Below are 19660 nucleotides of genomic sequence, written 5' to 3' on the forward strand. Positions count from 1 at the left end.
GCGGCCACAGCGAACCTATGATGAACATATGAGCACCAAGCCCATCACCATCACGGTGGACCCCCACGTCCACGAATACGCCCTCCAGCAGGTCGATCAGGGCCGAGCCCGGTCAGTGTCGGCCTTCTTCAACGATGCCGCCCTGCATCGTATGGAAACCGAGCGGCACGCCGATCAGGCTTGGCGAGCCGCCGTGGAGAAGGCGCACGAGGACCCTGCCGTCGTCGAGCGCGCCCAGCGCCGGGCGCGTAAGGCGCGGGAGATCCTGCATGCTCGCTGAACCAGGCTATGTGCTCGACGCCACAGTTCTGGCCGAGGTGGGCCGCGGCGACAATGATGTGATCGCGCTGCTGCAGCAGTTCGATGCCGACAACATCAGCATGATCGTGCCCGCTCTGGCCGTCACCGGCGCCGCCGTCGAGGCCGCTGCCACGGACGCGCAGCTGGCCGTCATCCGGGGTGTCGGCCGGCTGGAGGCGGCCGGGTTCGCCGGGATCACCGCGTTCGACGATGCCACCGACCTGGCCCGGATGCGGGTGGAGGTCGAGGCGCTGGGCGAGTTGTGGGATGCGCAGACGGCGCTGCATGCGCTGCTGCGGAACTGCCCGGTTTTGACCACGGACGCGGCCCGGTGGCAGGACGCCGTGCGGGAGATGGCCGGGCATCTGACCGTGGTCGAGATGTCGCAGCTCGACGATTAGTGGTGCCGACTTGGGTCGAACCGGGGCGCCCTGCCGTGATTACTCACGGTGGGTTTCCCCGGCCCGCCCGCCGCACCCTGCGTGCGTGGCTCCACGCACCGGGCGCTCCCACGTGCCTTGCCCGTCGGTCAGCTGTCAGCAGCTGCCGGGTTCAGGGCCATGGGGTCGCGATGTTGCCGCCGTGATAGCGCTTCACCGAGACGCTGGATGTGCCGGTGAAGGCGACGCCCTGGTGAGCGATCTTCCAGCCTCGATGGGGGCAGACCAAGTACGGGAGAAAGGGATAGTCGTGCCGCTGACCTCGGCACAGGAGATGGCCCGGAGCTCCTCTAGCTCCGGCGAGCCGCCACTCAGTCGATCAGTGGGTTCGGCGGCGTGGTGCCAGGATCTCGGTGACCTTGGCGATGGCTTCAGCGCCGGGCTTGACGTAGCGCATGGCGGTGCGAGGGTTCTTGCGCCGGGTCTTGCCCATGATGAGCTGCAGCGGCACCTCGGCCTCGCCGAGGTGAGTGGCGGCGCTGTGGCGTAGCTGGTGCAGATCGAGCCCGGCGTACTTCTCCAGCAGCACGCGGGCGCGGTCATAGCCGAGGCGGGCGCGGCCGGTGTGCGGGCAGATGTCGACGGCCGCCGGACGGCGCGCGGGGACGGAGCGGCGTTCGGACAGGAACAGCGGACCGTGCGTGCGGGTGCTGCCGTCCGGGAGGCGCAGGAGCCGGGGAAGCAGGTGCGCGGTGCCGCTGTCCCAGTACACCCACTCTGTCGCGCTGCCTTTGGACCGGACCGGAGTGCGGCGATGCTCCAGGTCGAGGTCCTCGACGTTCAGTGCCAGGACCTCCGCGGCCGCGGCGATGCACGCCCTCGGCGCGCAGGGTCACGGGTGGTTGTCCCTCGCGGTGACGCAGGACAACATTCGCGCCCGCCGCCTTCACGAGTCCCTGGGCTTCGTGCCACACCAGAAGAAACAGTGAGCCGCACGACCGATACCGGCCGGCCACCCGGCGATGGCGAGGGCGCGTGCCCCACGAGCCGGCCCGCCGTTCGGACGTGACCGGAATCAGCGCGCCGGCGAGGACGTTGTGCTCCGCCATAGGAGGTCCGCCCATGGTGAGCGTCAGTGTGGAGACCGCGGAGCAGACGGAGGCCCGGCTCCGGCGCGTGATCGCGGCGGCCGAGCTCGTCGTGCACGACGGCGTCTGGTGCTTCGAGGAGTCACCGGCCGACCGCCCGCCGGCCCTCACCCGTGACACGCTGGCGGTGGTCCGGGACGACGAGAGCTGGAGCGCGCTGGTCCCGTTCGCCCCCCAGCATGATGGCGCCGAACGGTTCGGAGTCTTCTCCTTCCACTTTCCCGCCGGCCTGGACAACAGCGGCTTCGTCGGCTGGCTGGCCACCCGTCTCAAGGCGCGGCTCGGCACCGGCGTGTTCGTCGTCTGCGGCAGCAACCGCGCCAGGGGTGGGATCTACGACTACTGGGGCTGCCCCGTCGACCTGAGGGACGACGCCCTCGCCGTCATCAGGGAACTGCGCGCCGGCTGACAGCGCTGATGGGCAGGAACGCTTCCCGCCGGGGACCGGCCTGCGGCTCTCGGCCGGATCTCCCGGCCCGGCCGAGGAAGCCCGGGAACGCGGTCCACTGCCGCACGCTGTGGGCCGCGTTTCGGTGTACGGGTCAGAGCCCGGGTGCGGTGGCGCGGACGAAGTCGGTCATCGACACGGGCGTGACGTCCGGGTACCTGTCGTTGTCCAGGCGGTCGAACTTGGCCTTGCCGCTCACCATGCACCACTGGTACTGCAGCGCCACATAGTCGAACGGGTTCTGCGCCACCGCCGCCTGGCGGGCGATCTCCGCGCGCAGGTCATCGGCGGTGCCGAGGTGCCGCAGCTCCAGGGTACGGCCGGAGCCGCGCTGGACCGCGTCGTGGAACTGGCGCATCGACATGACCTCGCCGGCGAACCGCAGCGTGCCGGTGGCGGCCGGGTCGAGGGCGACGGCGGCGGTGTAGGCGGCGGTGTCGGCCACCGAGGTGAGGTCGAGCGGCTGGTCGGGGTCTCCCCAGTGGGACAGGGTGCCCTGCTCCCAGTCGATGAGCCCCATGAAGCCGGTCATCACCTCGTAGAAGGCCCCGTTGAGCACGGAGATCACGTCAAGAGGGCTGCCGGCGCGGGCGGCGGCGGCCTGGCGACGCCAGTCGATCATGAAGTTGTCGCCGTCGTCCAGTTTGGTCAGGTCGAAGGCGAAGTCGGAGGGGATGAACCGCTGGGCGCCGGCCTTCTCCGCGGCGCGCAGGAGGTTGGCCTGCCCGTCCACGATCACGTCGGGGCCGCCCTGAACGGCCGAGATCACGGTCGTGGCGTCGCCGACGGCCTCCGCCAGCCGTTCGGCCGGGTCGGTGATGTCACCCTCGACCAGCTCCAGGCGGTCGGATCCCAGAGCGGTCAGGGAACGCTTCTTCTCCTCGCCGGCACCAGGGCGGACTAGGGCTCGAACGGGGGCGCCCCGGTCGAGAAGGGCCTTGACGATCTGGCCGCCGAGCAGCCCGGTGGCACCGGCTACAAAGATCTTGGGGAAAGCGGACATGATGGAGGAACTCCTCGTTGGTAACTAACGTGAACGCTCGTCCCGGGGCCCGTGGCGGGCCGAGGGAACGTTTCCGGGATGCGGTCAGGGGATGAGCAGGGTCTTGCCGACCGTGGCGCGCGCCTCGATGGCGGCGTGCGCGTCGGCCGCCCGTTCCAGGGGGAAGCGTTGGCCGATCACCGGGGTGAGCCGTCCCGCCGTGGCCAGGTCCAGGACCTCGGTCACCAGGTGGCGGGCGTAGGCGGGCCTGCTCCAGATGGGGCCCGTGCTGAACCCGGTCATGGTCACACTGCGGCCGATGAGCTCCATGGGCCGGACCTCCAGGGGCGTGCCACTGGAGAGGCCGAACGTGACCTGACGTCCGGTGCCCGGGGTGAGCAGCTCGAACGACGCGCGTCCGAGCGCTCCGCCGACATGGTCGAAGACCACGTCGATCGAGCCGCCCGCGGCGTCGCGCGCCTGCTCCGTCCAGCCCGGGAGCGTGTAGTCCACCACGTGGTCGGCCCGCAGCTCGCCGAGCAGGGCGAGCTTGCGCTCGCCGCGGGCCGCCGCGACGACCGTCGCCCCGGCCCGCTGGAGCAGCTGCACCAGGAGCGTGCCGACGGCGCCCGCGGCGGCCAGCACCAGGACCCGGTCACCGGCGCTCACCCGGGCCGCGCCGATCAGGCCCTGGGCCGTGGCGCCGTACCGGTAGAGGGCGACGGCCTCGGGCAGGCCGATGCCGTCACCGACCGGGATGAGGGTGCCGGCGGGGACGACGGCGGTCTCGGCGTACCCGCCGAGGCCCGTGGTGCTGGCCAGGACCCGCGTGCCGATCAGGGTGGTGTCGCCCCCGGGGCCGACCTCGGTGACCAGCCCGGCGACCTCCTTGCCGAGGATCACCGGCAGGGCAGCGCCGCCGAGCGCGCCGCGCATCGTTCCCGCGCGGGCCTGCGTCTCCAGGAACTGGACGCCGACCGCGGCCACCCGCACCGCGACCTGGCCCGCGGCCGGCTTCGGCGCAGGGACGTCCGCGATCCGCAGGTGGTCCGGTGGCCCGAATTCGTGCAGCACAACGGCACGCATGTGACATCACTTCCTTGAGTAAAGGCGGTAGAGAGCGCGACGGCGGGGGCGTGCGGACGGCAGCGTCGCGCTCAGGCACAGGGCCGGGACCGGCGTCGGCCGGGGTCGGGCCGGTGGCGGCCACGGCGGCCCTGGCCCGGCTGGAGGGGGATCAGCCGCCGCGGATGGAGGCGCGGCGACGTGTCGAGGACGGTAGGTGGCGTGCGGGCAGCACGGGGCCACGAGCCGAGAGGGTGTGGACCGGTGGCAGCGGGTCTACCTCCCAGCGCGGGCGGGACGCGGGAACCGTGATGGGCTCACGGCCCCTTCTTGATCGCTTCGCTGAGCGCGCCGAGACCGGCGGCCAGCCGTTCGACGTCCGCCGGATCCCAGTCGCTCAGCAGGGCGGCGACGGCTGCCGTGCGTGCCTTCCAGAGCTTGCCGATGGCGAGCTTCCCGGCCCGTGTCACGCTCACGAGCTGGGCTCGGGCATCGGCCGGGTCGGGCCGGCGTTCGATGAAGCCGCGTGCCTCCAGGCGTTTGGCCGGCGGTGACAGGGTGGATTTGTCCACCTCCATCAGCTCGGCCAGGACCGACAGCCGCACCGGCGCGTGCAGCGACACCTGCGCCAGCAGGGTGTAGTCGCCCAGGGACAGCTCCAGCCCCGAGGCCGCCATGATCGTGCGCCGCGTGGCCGGGGAGAACATCCAGTTGCCCACCGTGGCCAGCGCCGCCGCCACCTCGTCCACGGCCTGACGCTGTGCGCGAGAGGAGCCGCCCGCGCCGGCCGACGCCTGTTCCATCTCCGCACCACTTTCGAATGGTTGGTTGTGTCAAACCAACTATTGCGTATGTGGAGGCTCGATGCAAGTGCATGAACCCCGGCCCGGCCCCTGTGCGGCCCCGGCCGCTGCCGGAACGCCGGCAACCATGCGGGGCCACGACGTATCGACGATCGCGCCATGCGGGCTGGAGCGCTGGGGATCCGGCCCGCTCAGGTCGCGTCCGCGGAGGACCGCGACTGAACAGCGGCTGGACGGGCCGTGTGCCGGTTGATCAGGATGACGCCGGCCATGCTGATGACTCCGCCGACGAACTCGACCGGACCCGGCATCTCGCCCAGCCACACGAACGCCACGCCGATGGCGATCGGGGGGAGCAGCTACAGGGGCTGCCGTGGACGGCGCGATGGGATACCGGGCGATCGCGTAGCCCCGGGTGACGAAGCTGAGCGCGGACGGAAGCAGGCTGAGGTAGACGGTGGCCACCGCGGCGTCTGCCGGCGCGTCGAGCAGGTCGCGCACGGCGCCGGGCGCCAGCGGGGCCAGGAACAGCGTGCCCGCCCCCATCGTGTAACAGGCGACCTCCAGCCCTGTGTACCGCTTCAGCAGCGGCTGGGTGGCGAAGTGGTGGACGCCTTGGACGACGGCCGCCGTGAGGATCACCAGCGCGCTGGTGGTGACCTGCGCGGAGCAGCGGCGCAGGCGATGAGCGCCACGCCCGCCAGGGCCGTGACGGTGCCGGCCACGATGGCCACGGAGAGGCGCTCGCCGAGGAGGAGCGCAGGCCAGCAGCACGCTGAACACCGGCGCGGTGGCGATGAGCAGGCTGGCGATCCCGGCAGGGACGTGCACCTCGCCCCAGTTGAACAGCAACTGGTAGGCGCTCATCCCGATGACGGCGCACACGGAGGCCGTCGTCGCCCACGTGGCGAGCGGCCGGTCGCGTACGAGGCCGTGCGCCGGTTCACGGCGTCTGCTCGTCGATCTCGCACGAGGTGAAGACCCACTGGTGGCCGCCGCTGTTGTTCAGCGACCAGTACATCCACCCGGTCCCCGTCAGGTCGACGCTGGCGGTGAAGTCGAGCGCGATGGCGCCCCCGGAGACGTTCGCGGTCTGCGTGCCGCCGCCGTTCGGGGTGATGAGCTGGTACTGCGTGGCGGCGGCGTTGGTCGTGTTGAGGTGGAAGCGCAGCCGGTAGGTGTGCGGGGCACCGTCGGGCACCCGCACGTACGGCACCACGAGCTGGCTCGCCGAGGCGGGGATGACGTCCGGGTTGAAGGCGGCGTTGCTCGCGGTGAAGGCGTGCACGCCGTAGAGCACGAGCTGGGTGTCGGCCGAGATGACGTGCTGCGGGTCCACGGTGCCGACCGGCGTCCACCCGTACGCCGCGCCGCTGTGCGCACCCGCGCCGGACGGGAGCACCGCCCAGAGCAGCACGGCCGCCAGGCCCGCCAGAGCCGATCTTCTCGCGGTGATGCTCATGGGGCGCTGCCTTGCGATCGTCGTCGGGTCGAGTGCCACGCCCACCGATGCTGCTCCCGGAGCCGGGTCCGTCCGGCCTTCACGTACGGGCCGGCCGGCGCGCCTCGCCGAGGCGGCCGGACCGCACCCGTTGCAGCACGGCGTACCCGAGCTGGACGTCCGGGTTGTCGTTGAGCACGTGGCCGTACAGCTCGGTCCAGGAGTGGAAGGCGTTGCGAGGGACGGAGATGGTGCGCCCCCTGGCCACGATGACCTGGGCGGGCAGCCCGAGCGCGTTGAGGTGGACGGCCAGGGCGAAGGAGCGGGTCAGGCACTGCCCGTCGGGGGCGAGCACGCGCGTCACCAGCTGGCAGAACAGGACCTCGCGGCGGGCCAGCCGGACCGCGCTGGCTTCGGGGAGCCGGGTGATGGGGGCCGAGCCGCGGGCGGGGGCCAGCTCGCGCAGGTAGCGCTGGGCCGCCGGCCAGCCGTGGCGGTTGTAGGTCCACAGGGCCACGGCGGTCCGGGCCATGGCGTGGCCGCGCAGCCGCGGCGGGGTGCGCGGCGGCATCGTGGACGGGTCGAGGTCGCCGAGGAAGAACTCCCATTCCAGCCGGCCGTCCTTCACCGCCGTTCCTCCGCTCCGGCCAGCAGGGCCTGGTCGCCGAGCTGGGAGACCAGCTTGGCGTATCCGGCCCTGAGGGTGGTCTCGGGCGCGTCGATCCGGCCCCGCAGCTCGGCGATCAGCTCGTCGAGCGTCTCGTGGCGCAGGGCGGCCCTGAGCATGACCGTGGCGACGCCGTTCAGGCTCAGGTACACCCCCTGCCGATTGTCGAGAATGACGCCCGCGTCGTCGGTGTCGTCGAAGACCGCGTGCTCAGCCAGTCGCAGTATCGGCATACGTCCCACCTTCTGAGATCAGGGCGGCGTGATCGCGCAGGAACAACTCGGTCATGGCGGCGCAGATCAGGGTCTCGCTGTGGCGGCGCAGCGAGGCGGGCTCGGCCAGAACGGCGGCCAGCCGGTCCGGATCGACGATGCCCTTGGTCACGAGCTGAGACTGCGGGGTGCCGATCAGGTCGGCGAACACGTGGGGGTGGGTGATGGCGTACCGCTTGTGCGGCGAGTCCTGCCAGAGCCGGCCGTACCTGCGCCACACGGTGGCGGGCAGGCGGGTGGACAGCAGGAGCCGCAGCACGGGCTTGGGGATCATCCGTCCCTGGTGCACCAGCAGCCGGTAGGCGTGCGGCATGCGCGCGGTGAGCCGCTTGATCTGCCGGTCGCCCAGGGGGGAGCAGCGCAGGATGCCTCGTGGCCACCACAGCATGAGGTCCATGGTGTGTTCCTTGGCCGAGTAGTCGCTGTCGTACCGGTCGTCCGGAACCCCGGGCGCCGGGGTCGTGAACTCGGTCGGCCGGGCGTTGACGCCGACCGGCAGATACTCCTCCAGCAGCGACGACGACCTGCGCACGCTCCTGAGCACCCGCGACAGCTCCCACCGGGAGGCGATCAGGCCGCGGCACAGCGCCGCCTTCTCGTGCGGCGCGATGTCGCCGAAGAGCACGTCGTGCAGGCCGTAGCGGTACGGCCCGAAACACAGGTCGCCGTCGGCGCCCCAGGTGAGGAAGGTGATGCCGTCCTCGTGAACGCGTTCGGCGAGCTGCTCGACCCAGCGGTAGGCGAAGCCGACGAAAGGATGGGGGAACGGCCGCGCCCGCGACAGGTAGCCCTCACCCGACTCCGTGGGCACCGCCACGAAAGGCACGCCCAGATGGTCGCAGACGGTGCGGGCGTACGCGGACTCGTCGGCGAGCGGGTCGTCGGTGTGCATGTGGTAGGCGACCACGTCGGCGCCCACCTCGACCAGTGCGGTGAGGACGGCGGAGGAGTCGAGGCCGCCGCTGAGCATGATGCCGATCCTGCCGCGCCCGGCGTAGGGGCGGACCGCGTCCAGGAGCATGCGGTGGGCCAGGTCGGCGTACTCCGCCAGGGGCGTGCGCCGCGGCAGCTCCAGCGGGGTGATGCGGTCGAAGACGCGGCGGGTGGTGCTGCGGGTGTCCATGACGACCAGCTCGCCGGGGCCTACGGGCCGCGGCTGCCGGTAGACGAAGACGTCGTCGCCCCGGCAGCAGCGCCACAGTGCCTGCTCGTCCAGGTCGTCCGGCGTTCCGTCGAGCAGGTCCAGCGGATCGGTCGACCAGCGCACGCGTGAGCCTTCCCGCCGGTACAGCAGCCCTTCGGGGGCCACCGCGTTGCGGAACAGGAAGACCTTGTCCGTGGTGACCAGGCAGCCGGCGAGCGGCCCGGGGACGGCGGCCAGCTCGTCGTCGTGGCCGCTTTCCAGGGCCTCGATGACGCGCCGCGTCCACGAGCGGGTCACCGGCCCGTGCAGGACGCCGGACAGCGTGAGATGGCGGCCGGCGCCGTCCACGGGTGGCGCCGGCACGCCGCTCGCGCCGGCCCTGGTCCACTGGACGGCCACGTCTCCGGGGCGGGAAAGGCGTTCCCCGTAGGGGCGGCACTCGTACGTGACGGGCCGGCCCAGCCGCACGTCGCCGTAACACCCCGGATAATCTCCTGTCAGTACCACAGCCACTGCCGCGACCTCTCCTCTTCAGTTTTCCAGAATGCGCCGAGCCGTTTCGATCCTCTTCCCGGAAAGCGGCTTTCCGGGAAGAGGACCGAGAAGGAATCAGATCAGCAGCGTGCGGTGGGCCGGATTGTCACTGAGCAGGATGAAGCCCAGGTGCGTCAGCTCCTCAACCGCCCCCAGGACCTCTACTTTCGGCTCTGTGTACGTCAGCATGGCGACTCCCTTACCGCTCGGATATCCCGATAGCCATGGAACTGTAATATCGCCGGGGAGAGTGATCAAATGGCCGGTCCGAATTCGCGGCCCGTCCTTTTCCCTGCTCAGTGCCGCCGCCGAAAACGACGAAGCGGCATGGCCCATTCACCAAAACGCCGTGAGCAGGGAGGCCGCGGGCGGGTTTCATCCCTATTACCGGACGGCAGTCGGACCTGTCCGGCGGGTAAGCCCTCCGCAACGGCGCCGAAGGCATCATCGGGAGCGCCGGGAAAACGCGGTCATCGCCGAATCCGATCGCCCCGCCAAGTTTCGCGGGATCAATCCGGCAGGCGGCGGAGAAAGTCGCGGACCAAGGCCGCGATCTGCGCGCCACGTGTCTCCAAGGCGAAGTGACCGGCGTCCAGGAGTTGAACGTGGGCGTTCTTCGCGTCACGGGTGAAGGCCAGTGCCCCGTCCGGCCCGAAGATTTCGTCGTGGCGGCCCAGACGGCCAGCAGCGGCGGCTGGTGAGTGCGTAGGTACTCCTGCCAGCGCGGGTACTGCGGCGGATTGGTGGCGTAGTCGAGGAAGAGGGCGAGCTGGATGGCGTGGCTGCCGGCCGGTCGAGCACGGCCTGATCCAGGGCCGCCTTGTCCGGGTTGACGAGGGTGGTGTCGCGCACGCCGTGCGTGTACTGCCAATGGGTGGCCTCCCTGGGTGTAGTAGCCGAGCAGGGCGTCGGTGTTGGCCTGCGGTGGGTCGGCCCATGCCGTCTTGAACGGCTCCCAGAACGCGGTCAGGTCCTTTTCGTAGGCGTTGCCGTTCCGGCTGACGATGCCGGTGCTCCGTTCAGGGTGGCGCAGTGCGAGGCGGAAGTCGACCGGTGCGCCGTAGTCGTGCACGGAGATCGCGTACCTGGTGACGCCGATGGCGTCGAGCAGTCGGTCCACCACGTCGGCGCGCTGGTCGAAGGTGTACTCCCACGCGTCGGCGTCGGGGCGGAGCTGTGACCGAAGCTCGGGTAGCCGGGCGCGGCGAGGTGGAACTCGCCGGACAGCGCGGCCATCAGCTCCTGGTAGGCCGCCGGCGAGGTGGGGAAGCCGTGCAGGAGCACGAGGGTGGGGGCGGACGGGTCGCCGGCCTCGCGGTAGAAGACGTCGAGTCCGTCGATCGGCACGGTGCGGTGGGGCATGCTCATGACCACTTTCTAAGTGCGTGTTTGAGAAGATCGTTCATGTTCGGCGTGGCGGTGTGACGACGAGCGCTGAAGCGTCGTCAGGGTAGGCGGATGCCCGCTGATCGCTACCCTTCAGATCTGACCGACGCGCAGTGGGAGCTGATCGAGCCCTTACTGCCCGAGCCGAACACCGGCGGGCGTCCCGAGAAGCATCAGCGTAGGGAGATCGTCAACGCCATCTTGTACGTGGTGCGCTCGGGCTACCCGTGGCGGTATCTGCCCACCGACCTGCCGCCCTGGCAGACCGTGTAGTGGTACTTCCAGCAGTGGGGAACAGGCCAGCGTCACCGAGGCGCCTCTGACCGAGCTGCGCATCAAGGCCTGCCGCCAGGTCGGACGCGAGGACGAGCCGGGCGGCGGGCATCATCGACTCCCAGAGTTTCAAAAGCGCCGACACCGTGGGCCGCGACAGTCGCGGCTACGACGCGGGCAAGAAGGTCAACGGCCGCAAGCGGTTCATCATCACCGACACCACCGGCCTGCTTGTCACAGTCGCCGTCATGGCCGCGAGTTGGCAAGACCACGACGGCGCCAAGACCGCCCTGCTGTCGGCCTACCTGACCACCCCGATCCGGCACGTTTCGCCGACCAGGGCTTCTCGGGACGGCTCGTGGACTGGCCCCGCGACACGCTGCGCACCACTCTGGAGATTGCGCGCAAGCCCGCCGGCCAGCGCGGCTTCAGCGTCATCGCCCGCGGAATAGCGAATCTCCCGAAATGACAGGATTGAAAGCGTCGTATGAGGAAAAAAATGATAACTCCGTCGGCCCGGCTGCGAATCTGTCACGTTGACTGGTATCGCTGGTCCGATGATTCGTGGCCAGGTGAACTCGTCCGCTTGGAGCGGTATCACCCTCACCCTCCTCATCGGGCAGATTCGCGCCAGACCGCGCGAGCAACAAGCTGACCGTCCGATCGGCTGGTCCAAGCCGGGCAGAAAGACCTTCGAGCCCGCCGTCACCGGGCGCAAGGCCACCGATCCCGCAGCCCGGATCGGGTCGCTGATGGTCAACCCGGGCGGTCCCGGGGTCGAGTTCGCCTACGGCGCTCCGGCTTCTTCAGTGAGGAGATCCAGCGGCGCTCCGGCATCGTGTCGGCAGGACTGCCTCTCCGCTGGACAGAGCATGTCAGCGCATCTCGCAGGCCCCGCCTCGGGGTCTGTGCGATGGGGCGGACGGCTCCTGCTTTTGCGGGACAGATTGTTTCCTACCAGGTAGGGTGCCGGTATGGCACAAAAGTTCTCCATGAGCCTGCCTGACGAGGTGTACGAGCTCGTCAAAGAGATGGCCGAAAAGGAAGGCACCACCCTTTCCGGCTATCTCGCCGCCCTGGCCAAGGAACGCGCCGATGCCGACCGGGCCTCCCGCGAGCGGCTCGCCCGCCTCACCGCTCAGGACCGCGCACCCGACCCCGAAGGCTACGACCGGCGCAAGGCGGAGATGCGCGAGCGCATGCACGCCGCCCAGCGGGCCGCGGCGGAGAAGAAGGCCGCTACCGCATGATCGCGGGCTACGTGGCCGACCTCACCGCCATCGTGCGGCTCTTGGCCGACGGCGAGGAAGGCGCCGACGCCCGGACCGCTCTGGAGGTCTTGACCGAGGACGGGCACACCCTGCTCCTGCCGGTCACCGCGCTCGCCCAGGCGGCCATCATCGCCGACCCGGACCCCGCGCAGCTCATGTGGCTGTTCGGCTTCCGCTCCTGCATCGTCGAAGACTTGACCCGGCAGGAGACCTTCCGCGTCGTGCGCCAGGCCCGGCACGCGCCACACCCCCTGGAGGTGCCCCTGCACCATGCCCACACGGCCCACCTCGCGCTGGACCGCGGCTGGCCCGTACTCACGGGAGACGCGGCGGGCTGGGCGGGATACGGGCATCTGGAGTTTTTCCAGGTATAGGGCAGCCCGGGACGCGGTCGACGCTCATGGTTCGGTCCCGCGGGCCTTAGTGGGCGTTTAGGGCGACCTCCACCAACGTCCCCGCCACCAGCCAGGGCTACGACGCCGGCAAGAAGATCGCCGGCCGCAAACGCAGCATCATCACCGGCACCCTCGGCCTCCTGCTCGCCGTGCTGGTCGCCACCGCCGGCCTGCCCCTGTTGAGACAGGTCGCCGCAGCCCAGCCCACCCTGGTCACGGCCTGGGCCGACAGCGCCTACCGCGCCACCGTCATCGAGGGCGCCGCCGCCCTCGGCATCGACCTCGAGATCGTCAGCCGCGACCCTGCCGCCAGGGGCTTCGCCCCGCTGCCACGTCGCTGGGTGGCCGAGCGCATCCTGGCCGGCTGATGCTGCACCGCCGCCTGACCCGCGACTACGAAGCCCGCCCCGGCCATTCCGCAGCCATGATGCACATCGCCATGACCGGCCTCATGACCCGCCGCCTCACCGGCGAGAACACCCCCACCTGGCACGGCACCTGAACCCGGGACCAGACAGGACTAAACGCCCACTAAGCAGCGACGTGCCGGCCGCCCCATGGACGCGCAGCGGCCGGGCCAGGAGCAGAGCGCCTAACCAACGCTGTTGCCTGCGTTCGAGCCCACCTTGGCCGATCTTGGCTGGCAGCCCCCGTGTGCCGGCTGGTCCCGCAGCGGAGCAGGTGGGGCGCGGGCGCGGTTCGCATGGGGGCGAGAGCGGAGACGGAATCGGAACTGCCGGTGCCGGGCCGCGCGGGGCCGGGGTTCAGGAGGCGGGGGAGGTCTCGAAGTAGCCCTGGTCGAGGTCGCCGATGAGGTCGGACCTGGTGGCGTCACGGTTCGTGATGGCCGGGTTCGGGTGCTCGATGTCGGGTTGTGGGGCCAGAGCAGGGGGCCGATGCCGAGGATGCCGAAGTGGGTACCGGCTTCCTCGGCGGGTCACCGGCTGTCAGCACGCCCGTGTGGCGGCCCGCCGGCCGTCACCGCGCGGCCGGGCCGTCCGAACCGGGCGCTCAGGGCTGGCGGGCCGTGAACTGGCGGCGCAGGTATCCGTACCAGGCGTGGACGTACGCGGCACTGACCGCGGCGTCGGGGGCGAAGAGGTCCCAGGCGTGATAAGCGCCGGGGTACAGGTGCAGTTCGACGGGCACGCCGCTGGCCTGGAGCCGCGTCGCGTAGCTCAGGTCCTCGTCGCGGAAGACGTCGAGTTCGGCGGCCGCGACGAAGGTCGGCGGCAGGCCGGTGAGGTCCGTCGCGCGCGCGGGCGCGCTGTACGCAGGCACCTCGTCGGAGCCGGCGCGGTCCCCGAGGATCAGGTTCCAGGCCAGGATGTTGGTCGCGCGGTCCCAGATGCCGATGTCGGTGATCTCGTGACTGGACGCGGTGGTGTTGCGGTCATCGAGCATCGGGTAGCTCAGCGCCTGGAACAGCGGCGCGGGCTCGCCCTGGTCGCGGATCATGAGCGCGGTGGCCGCGACGATACCCCCGCCGCCGCTTTGGCCGGCCAGGGCGACGCGGTCCTCGTCGATGCCGAGCGCGGCCGCCTGACGGCGAAGCCGGCGATAGGCGAGCAGGCCGTCCTCGGCGGCGGCCGGGGCGGGAGCCTCCGGCGCGAGCCGGTAGTCGACGGAGGCGACGACGCAGCCGACCTCCAGGGCCAGGCGCTTGAGGGTGGGGTCGTCCTGGGCCGCGTACCCGAGGACCTGCCCGCCGCCGTGGAACCAGAGCAGCACCGGAAGCGGCCCGGCTGCCTCGGTGGGCCGCAGTAGCCGGATGGGGAGGGTGGATCCGTCCGGGCGGGCCAGGGCGACCTCTTCGACCGACACGGACGGCTCGTCCGGTATCCGGGCCGCGATCGCCTCGGCGAAGGCGCGGATGCCGGCGCGCGTGCCCTCCAGGTCGCTGAGGTCGAACACCCCGGCCTCCGTCATCGGCACCGCCTTCAGGGCCTCGGCGAGTTCGGGGTCGAGCCGCTCGTGCGCGTTCTTGGTGTTCATGTCGTTCGTTTCCTCTCGGCTGCGCGGCAGCCGGTCGTACAGGAGGATGGCGGGTCGTTCGGACCGATTCCGCCGGGCCGTCCGGACGGGCGCGATGACCGGGCCGGGATGGAGAAGAGGGCCTCAGCGCGGGATGGTCGCGGGGGCGTCGAAGTAGTGGCCCTGGCCGAGGTCGTCGATGAGGCCGGGCTGGACGGGCTTCCAGCCCAGGAGATCGCGGGTCAGCGTGCTCAAGGACGGGTTGTCGGCCTGGGCGTGGGCGCTCAGGAAGCCGAAGTGGGCCTCGGCCTGGCTCGGCGGGATGCTGACCACGGGCAGGTTCAGCCCGCGGCCGATGCCCTCGGCGATCTGCCGGAAGGTGACCCCCTCGTCATCGACGGCGTGCAGCCGTGACCCCGCCGGCGCGGATTCCAGCGCCAGCCGGTACAGGCGGGCCGCATCCAGCGTGTGCACGGCGGGCCACCGGTTGGCCCCGTCGCCGACGTGGGCGGAGACGCCCTTGGAACGGGCGATGGAGATGAACGTCGGGATGAAGCCGTTGTGGTCGAGCGAGCTGTGCACGGTCGGCGGGAGCCGGACGACGGACGAGCGGATGCCGCGCTCGGCGAGGGCGACCACCGCGTTCTCGGCGTCGATCCGCGGTCCCGCGTCGAGCGTGCAGTCCTCGGTGAGGGGGTCCTTCCGTCCCGCGAAGGCGAACAGCACGGTTCCCGACGTGGTCACCAAAGGCTTGCCGGTGCCGGCGAGCGCGTCCCCGAGCGCCTCGATGGCGCGCAGGTCCGCCGTGACCGCGCCGTCGAAGTCGCCGGCGAACATGGCGTCGTGCTTGAAGGCCAGGTGAATGACACCGTCGGCCGCGGCGGCGGCCCCGGCGAGACCGTCGAGATCGTCGAGATCGCCTCGGTGCACCTCGGCGCCGGCAGCCGTCAGCGCGGCGGAGGACGTGTCCGAGCGAGCCAGCCCGACGACCTGGTGTCCCGCTTCGAGGAGTTCGGGGACGACGGCGGAGCCGAGATGTCCGGAGGCTCCGGTGACGAAGACGCGCATGGTGTGTGCCTTCCTGCTGCGAGCTCCCGACCAGGGGCGGAGAGCCGTGATGTCAGTTAGTGACATCACTGTAGCGCCCATGTCAGTCTCTGTCATCACTTTGATGTCAGATTCTGTCATCGGTGTGTAGGGTCGGTGCATGAGCCGATGGAAACCCGACGCGCGCGGCCGCCTGGAGAAGGCGGCGATGGAGCTCTACAACGACAAGGGCTTCGAGGCCACCACCGTGGCGGAGATCGCCGCTCGGGCCGAGGTCACCGAACGCACCTTCTACCGGTACTTCGCCGACAAACGGGAAGTCCTCTTCCAGGCCAACGCCCTCGCTGACGTCCTCGCGCGCGCCACGGCCACCGCCGCCGACCCTCTGGCGCCACTGGAGGTGATCACACACGCACTCACAGAAGCCGCTCCGGTCTTCGAGGAACGCGCAGAACTGGTACGGCAGCGCCAAGCCGTCATCGCCGCCAATCCCGAGCTGCAGGAACGTGAACTGGCCAAACTGGCCTCACTCGTCTCCATCCTCGCCCACGCGCTTCGGGAACGCGGTCTGGATCCCACCACCGCGGCACTCGCGGCCGAAATCGGGATCGCCGCGTTCAAGGTCGCCTTCGACCGCTGGATCAACGACCCCGGCCGGCATACCCTCGCCCAGCACATTCGGGAAACCCTCGACGCCACCAGGCGCCTCACCGCGCCCGCCGAACAGGCCGCCGCGACCGACGACGGGAGCCTCCCAGGCCAGGAGAACGTGACATGAATGCGGCGGGCACCCCGAGCAAGGGACCCTCCGGCGCAGGGGAGTGGTGCGGGTGCTCCAGGACGCAGAACGAGCAGGCGGCCTTGTCGGCCAGGCCGGGTGGCAGGTTGGGGCGGCAAGGCTTTGAGCTTGGCGCCGACGCCTTCGAGGACAGCCCGTAGCGGGCCTCTTGCTCGGCAGGCAGGTGCTCAACAGGCATGCCGGGGCACAACACGATCGCGGTCCCGACCTGCCTCCCGCGTTTCCGTCAGGCGACATGAATGTGCAACCCCAAGGTTGCGCGACGCTCCCGCATGTGCAACCCTGGAGTTGCACATGAGAAACAGGGAAGCGACGAAAGAGGAGCACACCATGATCGGTGACCGCATTGAACGCGAGATCGTCATCGCCGCCCCGCCGGAGCGGGTCTGGCCGCTGGTGGCCGAGCCCGGGTTCTGGGCGGCGGAGGCGGGCGACGCGACCTTCCGCGGCACGACCGTCACGCAAGGCCAGTCCATGGTGATCAAGAACGCCGAGCACGGTGACTTCCCGATGCGCGTGGAGAAGGTCGATCCGCCGAGGTACCTGGCCTGCCGGTGGGTGAGCGCGTTCCCCGGCGAGGAGTTGCGCGAGAACAACTCCACGCTCGTGGAGTTCACCCTGACGCCCGAGGGCGACGGCACGCGGCTGCGCGTGGTGGAGAGCGGGTTCGCCGCGCTGGCCACGTCCGAGGACAACCGCCGCAACATCGTCGACGACCACACCGCCGGCTGGAAGCAGTGCTTCGAGGCGCTGGCGGCCCGCGCCGGGTGAGCCGCCGTCATGGCTGAACGCGCCGCCGACGTCGTGAACGACGTCCTCGCCGCGCTGGCCGACCCGACCCGCCGGCACCTGCTGGACCTGCTCTCCGCCAGCGGCCAGGCCTCCGCGACGACGCTGGCCGACGGACTGCCGGTCTCCCGCCAGGCCGTGGCCAAGCACCTCGCCGTCCTGGACGCGGCCGGGCTGGTCGAGAGCGTGAAGGTCGGCCGCGAGGTCCGCTACGCGGTACGCCCGGAGGCGCTGGAGACGACGGCCCGCTGGATGGCCGCGCTCGCCGCCGACTGGGACCGCCGCCTCGCCAGGATCAAACGCTTCGCGGAGGCGGCCGAGCAGGACCGGCACCATCCCAAGGAGTGATCATCATGCACAACGCCACCGCCATGCCGCACGTCGTCGAGCGCGGCAGCTTCCAGGCCGAGCTCGACCGCCTGCGCATCCGGGAGAAGGCCCACACCCGGGAGGGCGACGCCATCGCCGCGGCCCGGCGGCGCCTGCCCATGGTCGAGGTCGACCCCACCCTCGAACTGCTCGGCCCGAACGGGCCGGTCAGCCTCCTCGACACCTTCGAGGGACGCCGCCAGCTCATCGCCTACTCCTTCATGTGGAACCCCGGCCGGCCCGCGGCCGAGCAGTGCGAGGGCTGCACGTTCTACACCACGCAGGTCGGCGAGCCGGCCCACCTGCACTCCCGCGACATCACCTTCGCGGTCTTCTCCCAGGGGCGCAACGTCGCCTCCAGCGGGGGAGACATCCGGGCCTCCTACGAGGCGAGCCTGCGCTACCGCGCGTTCATGGGCTGGGAACACCTGCCGTGGTACTCGGCGCAGCCATCACTCGACGCGCTGCTCGCCGGCCGCCAGGCCGGCCTGTTCCACCTGATCTGCTACCTGCGCGACGGCGATCGCGTCTTCGAGACGTACTGGACGACGCGGCGCGGCGTGGAGGCGCTGGACCACAGTTACGCCCTCATGGACCTGACCGCGTACGGCCGCCAGGAGCCCTGGGAGGACTCGCCGGCCGGATGGCCGCAGAAGTGCACGAACGTGCGCACCGACGCCGGCTCACCCGACTGGCCGCCGGCGTCGTCGTGGCCGGGCGGACGGCCCATCGCGCAGTGGTCTCGGCTCGACTCCGGGCGTTCCGACGACCTCGGCCCCGTGGGACCCCCGAACCAGCAGCCCCATCCCTGCCACTAGGGCGGTGGGGTGATCGCGGATCCCGCGCGTCGCAGGTGGCAGGCTCTCACCTCGTGCCCCGCCGCTGGCCGGCAGGTGGATCCACGGGTGCGGGCCGCCTGCCGGGTGGCGGGCCGGGGCGGGGCTCAGGTGGCCGTCCCGATCAGCCGTTGCAGGGCGTGGTCGCGGGCCAGGACGGCGGCGCCCGTCACGGTGGCCGTGGTGCCCAGGCCGCTCTGACGTACCTCGACCGGGATGTGCAGGTTGTGCAGCGTCTCGCGGACCGTGCCGAGGAGCAGCGGATTGGAGCCGATGCCGCCGCCCAGCACCACCAGCCCCGGATCCACCAGGGCGACGACCGCCACGATCAGCCGGCCGAGCTGCGCGGCGTGCTCGGCGACCGCGCGCTGGGCCGGCGCGTGCCCCTCGGCGGCGCGCTGGAAGAGCTCCTCGGCGCTGGACGGTCGCGGCTGCTCGCTCCCGGGCCAGGCGGCGACGGCTCGGCGCAGCAGCTGCTCGGCGCCGAGGAAGTGTTCGAGGCCGTCCGGGGCGGGCTGCCGGTCGGGGGCCCAGGGGAACGGCAGGTGGGCGACCTCCCCGGCCCAGCCGGACGCGCCGCGCAGCAGCCGTCCGTCGATGACGATGGCGGCGCCGATGCGTACGCCGGCCTGGACGTAGGCGAACTGTGAGAACCCCTGCGCCACCCCGACGCCCCGCTCAGCCAGGGCGGCGCAGTTGACGTTGTTCTCCAGCAGGAGCGGGACCTCGGGCAGGGAGAACGCCTTCAGCATGGCGCGCGCTTCCGGCCGGTGGGACGGCGCGCCGGGGTCGCGGTCGGTCACGATCGTCGGCAGCGCGATCACGATCTGGCGCAACGGCCCGTTGTCGTCCAGCCGGGGCAGCGTCTCCCGGAGGAGGTCACCGGCCACGGCGGCGCTGGCCTGCAGATCGGCCAGGGGAGGCGCGTCGCGGCCGGGTTGTGGCGCGCTCTGGAGTGGCACCTCGCGGTCGGCGTCCAGGAGGCGCACCCCGCTCACGGTCTGGGCGTGGACGCGGGCGCGCGTCACGCCGACGTCCACCCCGACGACGTGCCCCGCGCCCTCACCGATCCGGTACAGCATCGCCGACCGCCCGGTGTGTCCCTGGGTCGAGCCGGCGGCGGAGACCAGGCGGTGCTGTTCGAGCTCCGCCATCGCGGCCGACACGGTGGGCTTGGAGAGCCCCAGCGCCTGGCTGATCTGCGGCCTCGTGGCCTGCCCGCGCCGCACCAGCTCGGCCAGCACGGCCCGCGCGCTCGTACTCAGTGACGTCATGCCCATCCCCGCGAACTCAACCAGTACTCCCATGATCCTCCCGCATCAGCACTTGACATACCT

General features: G+C 71.0%; 24 protein-coding genes and 1 pseudogene. 12 read left to right on the forward strand and 13 right to left on the reverse strand.

What is annotated here, in order from left to right; translation table 11 throughout:
* Positions 1-269: 269 nt before the first annotated feature.
* Positions 270-701, forward strand: coding sequence for a hypothetical protein (locus KIS93_RS05805; protein ID WP_186403911.1), 432 nt, complete (start codon positions 270-272; stop codon positions 699-701).
* A 358-nt stretch (positions 702-1059) separates the two neighbouring features.
* Here KIS93_RS05805 and KIS93_RS05810 read toward each other — a convergent pair whose 3' ends face one another.
* Positions 1060-1551 carry a tyrosine-type recombinase/integrase gene (locus KIS93_RS05810; RefSeq protein WP_186404002.1) on the reverse strand — a complete coding sequence of 164 codons (492 nt, stop codon included), beginning with the start codon at positions 1549-1551 and terminating at the stop codon, positions 1060-1062.
* Positions 1552-1802: 251 nt separating this feature from the next.
* Here KIS93_RS05810 and KIS93_RS05815 point away from each other — a divergent pair, with 251 nt between their 5' ends.
* Positions 1803-2237 (forward strand): DUF6196 family protein, encoded by a 435-nt coding sequence (locus KIS93_RS05815; protein WP_186403912.1) that lies wholly within the window; start codon positions 1803-1805, stop codon positions 2235-2237.
* 133 nt (positions 2238-2370) lie between these two features.
* On the opposite strand, the gene KIS93_RS05820 is transcribed toward KIS93_RS05815, so the two are convergent.
* The 9 genes from KIS93_RS05820 to KIS93_RS05860 form a co-directional block, all read right to left on the reverse strand.
* On the reverse strand, positions 2371-3279 hold the full coding sequence (locus KIS93_RS05820) for an NmrA family NAD(P)-binding protein (protein WP_186403913.1): 909 nt from the start codon (positions 3277-3279) through the stop codon (positions 2371-2373).
* Between the two features lie 84 nt (positions 3280-3363).
* Complete coding sequence (locus KIS93_RS05825; protein ID WP_186403914.1) at positions 3364-4344, reverse strand: zinc-binding dehydrogenase; 981 nt, start codon at positions 4342-4344, stop codon at positions 3364-3366.
* 296 nt (positions 4345-4640) lie between these two features.
* A complete protein-coding gene (locus KIS93_RS05830) occupies positions 4641-5126 on the reverse strand; it encodes a MarR family winged helix-turn-helix transcriptional regulator (protein ID WP_186403915.1) in 486 nt (161 codons plus the stop codon).
* A 39-nt stretch (positions 5127-5165) separates the two neighbouring features.
* Positions 5166-5993, reverse strand: coding sequence for a DMT family transporter (locus KIS93_RS05835; protein ID WP_246005212.1), 828 nt, complete (start codon positions 5991-5993; stop codon positions 5166-5168).
* A gap of 76 nt (positions 5994-6069) precedes the next feature.
* Complete coding sequence (locus KIS93_RS05840; protein ID WP_186403916.1) at positions 6070-6588, reverse strand: hypothetical protein; 519 nt, start codon at positions 6586-6588, stop codon at positions 6070-6072.
* Between the two features lie 79 nt (positions 6589-6667).
* Positions 6668-7195 carry a lasso peptide biosynthesis protein gene (locus KIS93_RS05845; RefSeq protein WP_186403917.1) on the reverse strand — a complete coding sequence of 176 codons (528 nt, stop codon included), beginning with the start codon at positions 7193-7195 and terminating at the stop codon, positions 6668-6670.
* Entirely contained in the window at positions 7192-7467 is a 276-nt protein-coding gene (locus KIS93_RS05850) for a PqqD family protein (RefSeq protein WP_186403918.1), read from the reverse strand. Before KIS93_RS05850 ends, KIS93_RS05845 begins: the two co-directional genes overlap by 4 nt.
* The gene (locus tag KIS93_RS05855) at positions 7445-9163 is read right to left on the reverse strand and encodes an asparagine synthase-related protein (RefSeq protein WP_186403919.1); all 1719 of its coding nucleotides are present in this window, start codon (positions 9161-9163) and stop codon (positions 7445-7447) included. Before KIS93_RS05855 ends, KIS93_RS05850 begins: the two co-directional genes overlap by 23 nt.
* A gap of 220 nt (positions 9164-9383) precedes the next feature.
* On the reverse strand, positions 9384-10307 hold the full coding sequence (locus tag KIS93_RS05860) for an alpha/beta hydrolase (protein ID WP_222107270.1): 924 nt from the start codon (positions 10305-10307) through the stop codon (positions 9384-9386).
* A 335-nt stretch (positions 10308-10642) separates the two neighbouring features.
* On the opposite strand from KIS93_RS05860, the gene KIS93_RS05865 reads away from it, so the two are divergent.
* The 6 genes and pseudogenes from KIS93_RS05865 (at position 10643) to KIS93_RS67300 (ending at position 13011) form a co-directional block, all read left to right on the forward strand.
* Complete coding sequence (locus KIS93_RS05865) at positions 10643-10843, forward strand: transposase (RefSeq protein ID WP_080038501.1); 201 nt, start codon at positions 10643-10645, stop codon at positions 10841-10843.
* A 113-nt stretch (positions 10844-10956) separates the two neighbouring features.
* On the forward strand, positions 10957-11295 hold the full coding sequence (locus KIS93_RS68825; RefSeq protein ID WP_418115083.1) for a transposase: 339 nt from the start codon (positions 10957-10959) through the stop codon (positions 11293-11295).
* A 522-nt stretch (positions 11296-11817) separates the two neighbouring features.
* The gene (locus tag KIS93_RS05875) at positions 11818-12093 is read left to right on the forward strand and encodes a hypothetical protein (protein WP_186403920.1); all 276 of its coding nucleotides are present in this window, start codon (positions 11818-11820) and stop codon (positions 12091-12093) included.
* Positions 12090-12488, forward strand: a complete 399-nt coding sequence (locus KIS93_RS05880; RefSeq protein WP_080038504.1) for a hypothetical protein — start codon at positions 12090-12092, stop codon at positions 12486-12488. Before KIS93_RS05875 ends, KIS93_RS05880 begins: the two co-directional genes overlap by 4 nt.
* A gap of 80 nt (positions 12489-12568) precedes the next feature.
* Positions 12569-12877, forward strand: a pseudogene (locus KIS93_RS05885) (transposase); the annotation flags it as partial.
* Positions 12877-13011, forward strand: coding sequence for a hypothetical protein (locus KIS93_RS67300; protein WP_268966952.1), 135 nt, complete (start codon positions 12877-12879; stop codon positions 13009-13011). The pseudogene KIS93_RS05885 and the gene KIS93_RS67300, both read left to right, overlap by 1 nt.
* A gap of 509 nt (positions 13012-13520) precedes the next feature.
* On the opposite strand, the gene KIS93_RS05890 is transcribed toward KIS93_RS67300, so the two are convergent.
* Together KIS93_RS05890 and KIS93_RS05895 are read right to left on the reverse strand one after the other, a co-directional pair.
* On the reverse strand, positions 13521-14504 hold the full coding sequence (locus KIS93_RS05890) for an alpha/beta hydrolase (RefSeq protein ID WP_080038505.1): 984 nt from the start codon (positions 14502-14504) through the stop codon (positions 13521-13523).
* Between the two features lie 123 nt (positions 14505-14627).
* Entirely contained in the window at positions 14628-15551 is a 924-nt protein-coding gene (locus KIS93_RS05895) for an SDR family oxidoreductase (RefSeq protein WP_080038506.1), read from the reverse strand.
* 187 nt (positions 15552-15738) lie between these two features.
* Between KIS93_RS05895 and KIS93_RS05900 the strand changes: the two genes are divergently transcribed.
* The 4 genes from KIS93_RS05900 to KIS93_RS05915 all read left to right on the forward strand — a co-directional run bounded on the left by KIS93_RS05900 (position 15739) and on the right by KIS93_RS05915 (position 18305).
* Positions 15739-16308, forward strand: a complete 570-nt coding sequence (locus tag KIS93_RS05900; protein WP_230466148.1) for a TetR/AcrR family transcriptional regulator; helix-turn-helix transcriptional regulator — start codon at positions 15739-15741, stop codon at positions 16306-16308.
* 315 nt (positions 16309-16623) lie between these two features.
* Complete coding sequence (locus tag KIS93_RS05905) at positions 16624-17100, forward strand: SRPBCC domain-containing protein (protein ID WP_222107271.1); 477 nt, start codon at positions 16624-16626, stop codon at positions 17098-17100.
* Between the two features lie 9 nt (positions 17101-17109).
* A complete protein-coding gene (locus tag KIS93_RS05910; RefSeq protein WP_080038509.1) occupies positions 17110-17466 on the forward strand; it encodes an ArsR/SmtB family transcription factor in 357 nt (118 codons plus the stop codon).
* A gap of 5 nt (positions 17467-17471) precedes the next feature.
* The gene (locus KIS93_RS05915) at positions 17472-18305 is read left to right on the forward strand and encodes a DUF899 family protein (RefSeq protein WP_222107272.1); all 834 of its coding nucleotides are present in this window, start codon (positions 17472-17474) and stop codon (positions 18303-18305) included.
* 125 nt (positions 18306-18430) lie between these two features.
* On the opposite strand, the gene KIS93_RS05920 is transcribed toward KIS93_RS05915, so the two are convergent.
* On the reverse strand, positions 18431-19630 hold the full coding sequence (locus KIS93_RS05920) for an ROK family transcriptional regulator (protein WP_080038510.1): 1200 nt from the start codon (positions 19628-19630) through the stop codon (positions 18431-18433).
* Positions 19631-19660 lie beyond the last annotated feature (30 nt).

Origin of the sequence: [Actinomadura] parvosata subsp. kistnae (assembly GCF_900323885.1) — a bacterium.
Lineage (GTDB): Bacteria > Actinomycetota > Actinomycetes > Streptosporangiales > Streptosporangiaceae > Nonomuraea > Nonomuraea composti.

Excerpts from the sequence above, each read along its gene's own strand:
- KIS93_RS05910 (WP_080038509.1), top strand. The coding sequence starts at position 17,110 with ATGGCTGAACGCGCCGCCGACGTCGTGAACGACGTCCTCGCCGCGCTG.
- KIS93_RS05815 (WP_186403912.1), top strand. The coding sequence starts at position 1,803 with ATGGTGAGCGTCAGTGTGGAGACCGCGGAGCAGACGGAGGCCCGGCTC.
- KIS93_RS05915 (WP_222107272.1), top strand. The coding sequence starts at position 17,472 with ATGCACAACGCCACCGCCATGCCGCACGTCGTCGAGCGCGGCAGCTTC.
- KIS93_RS05835 (WP_246005212.1), bottom strand. The coding sequence starts at position 5,993 with ATGAGCGCCTACCAGTTGCTGTTCAACTGGGGCGAGGTGCACGTCCCT.
- KIS93_RS05920 (WP_080038510.1), bottom strand. The coding sequence starts at position 19,630 with ATGGGAGTACTGGTTGAGTTCGCGGGGATGGGCATGACGTCACTGAGT.
- KIS93_RS05820 (WP_186403913.1), bottom strand. The coding sequence starts at position 3,279 with ATGTCCGCTTTCCCCAAGATCTTTGTAGCCGGTGCCACCGGGCTGCTC.
- KIS93_RS05865 (WP_080038501.1), top strand. The coding sequence starts at position 10,643 with ATGCCCGCTGATCGCTACCCTTCAGATCTGACCGACGCGCAGTGGGAG.
- KIS93_RS05905 (WP_222107271.1), top strand. The coding sequence starts at position 16,624 with ATGAGAAACAGGGAAGCGACGAAAGAGGAGCACACCATGATCGGTGAC.
- KIS93_RS05850 (WP_186403918.1), bottom strand. The coding sequence starts at position 7,467 with ATGCCGATACTGCGACTGGCTGAGCACGCGGTCTTCGACGACACCGAC.
- KIS93_RS05875 (WP_186403920.1), top strand. The coding sequence starts at position 11,818 with ATGGCACAAAAGTTCTCCATGAGCCTGCCTGACGAGGTGTACGAGCTC.
- KIS93_RS05840 (WP_186403916.1), bottom strand. The coding sequence starts at position 6,588 with ATGAGCATCACCGCGAGAAGATCGGCTCTGGCGGGCCTGGCGGCCGTG.
- KIS93_RS05825 (WP_186403914.1), bottom strand. The coding sequence starts at position 4,344 with ATGCGTGCCGTTGTGCTGCACGAATTCGGGCCACCGGACCACCTGCGG.
- KIS93_RS05880 (WP_080038504.1), top strand. The coding sequence starts at position 12,090 with ATGATCGCGGGCTACGTGGCCGACCTCACCGCCATCGTGCGGCTCTTG.
- KIS93_RS05805 (WP_186403911.1), top strand. The coding sequence starts at position 270 with ATGCTCGCTGAACCAGGCTATGTGCTCGACGCCACAGTTCTGGCCGAG.
- KIS93_RS67300 (WP_268966952.1), top strand. The coding sequence starts at position 12,877 with ATGCTGCACCGCCGCCTGACCCGCGACTACGAAGCCCGCCCCGGCCAT.
- KIS93_RS05890 (WP_080038505.1), bottom strand. The coding sequence starts at position 14,504 with ATGAACACCAAGAACGCGCACGAGCGGCTCGACCCCGAACTCGCCGAG.
- KIS93_RS05895 (WP_080038506.1), bottom strand. The coding sequence starts at position 15,551 with ATGCGCGTCTTCGTCACCGGAGCCTCCGGACATCTCGGCTCCGCCGTC.
- KIS93_RS05900 (WP_230466148.1), top strand. The coding sequence starts at position 15,739 with ATGGAGCTCTACAACGACAAGGGCTTCGAGGCCACCACCGTGGCGGAG.
- KIS93_RS05830 (WP_186403915.1), bottom strand. The coding sequence starts at position 5,126 with ATGGAACAGGCGTCGGCCGGCGCGGGCGGCTCCTCTCGCGCACAGCGT.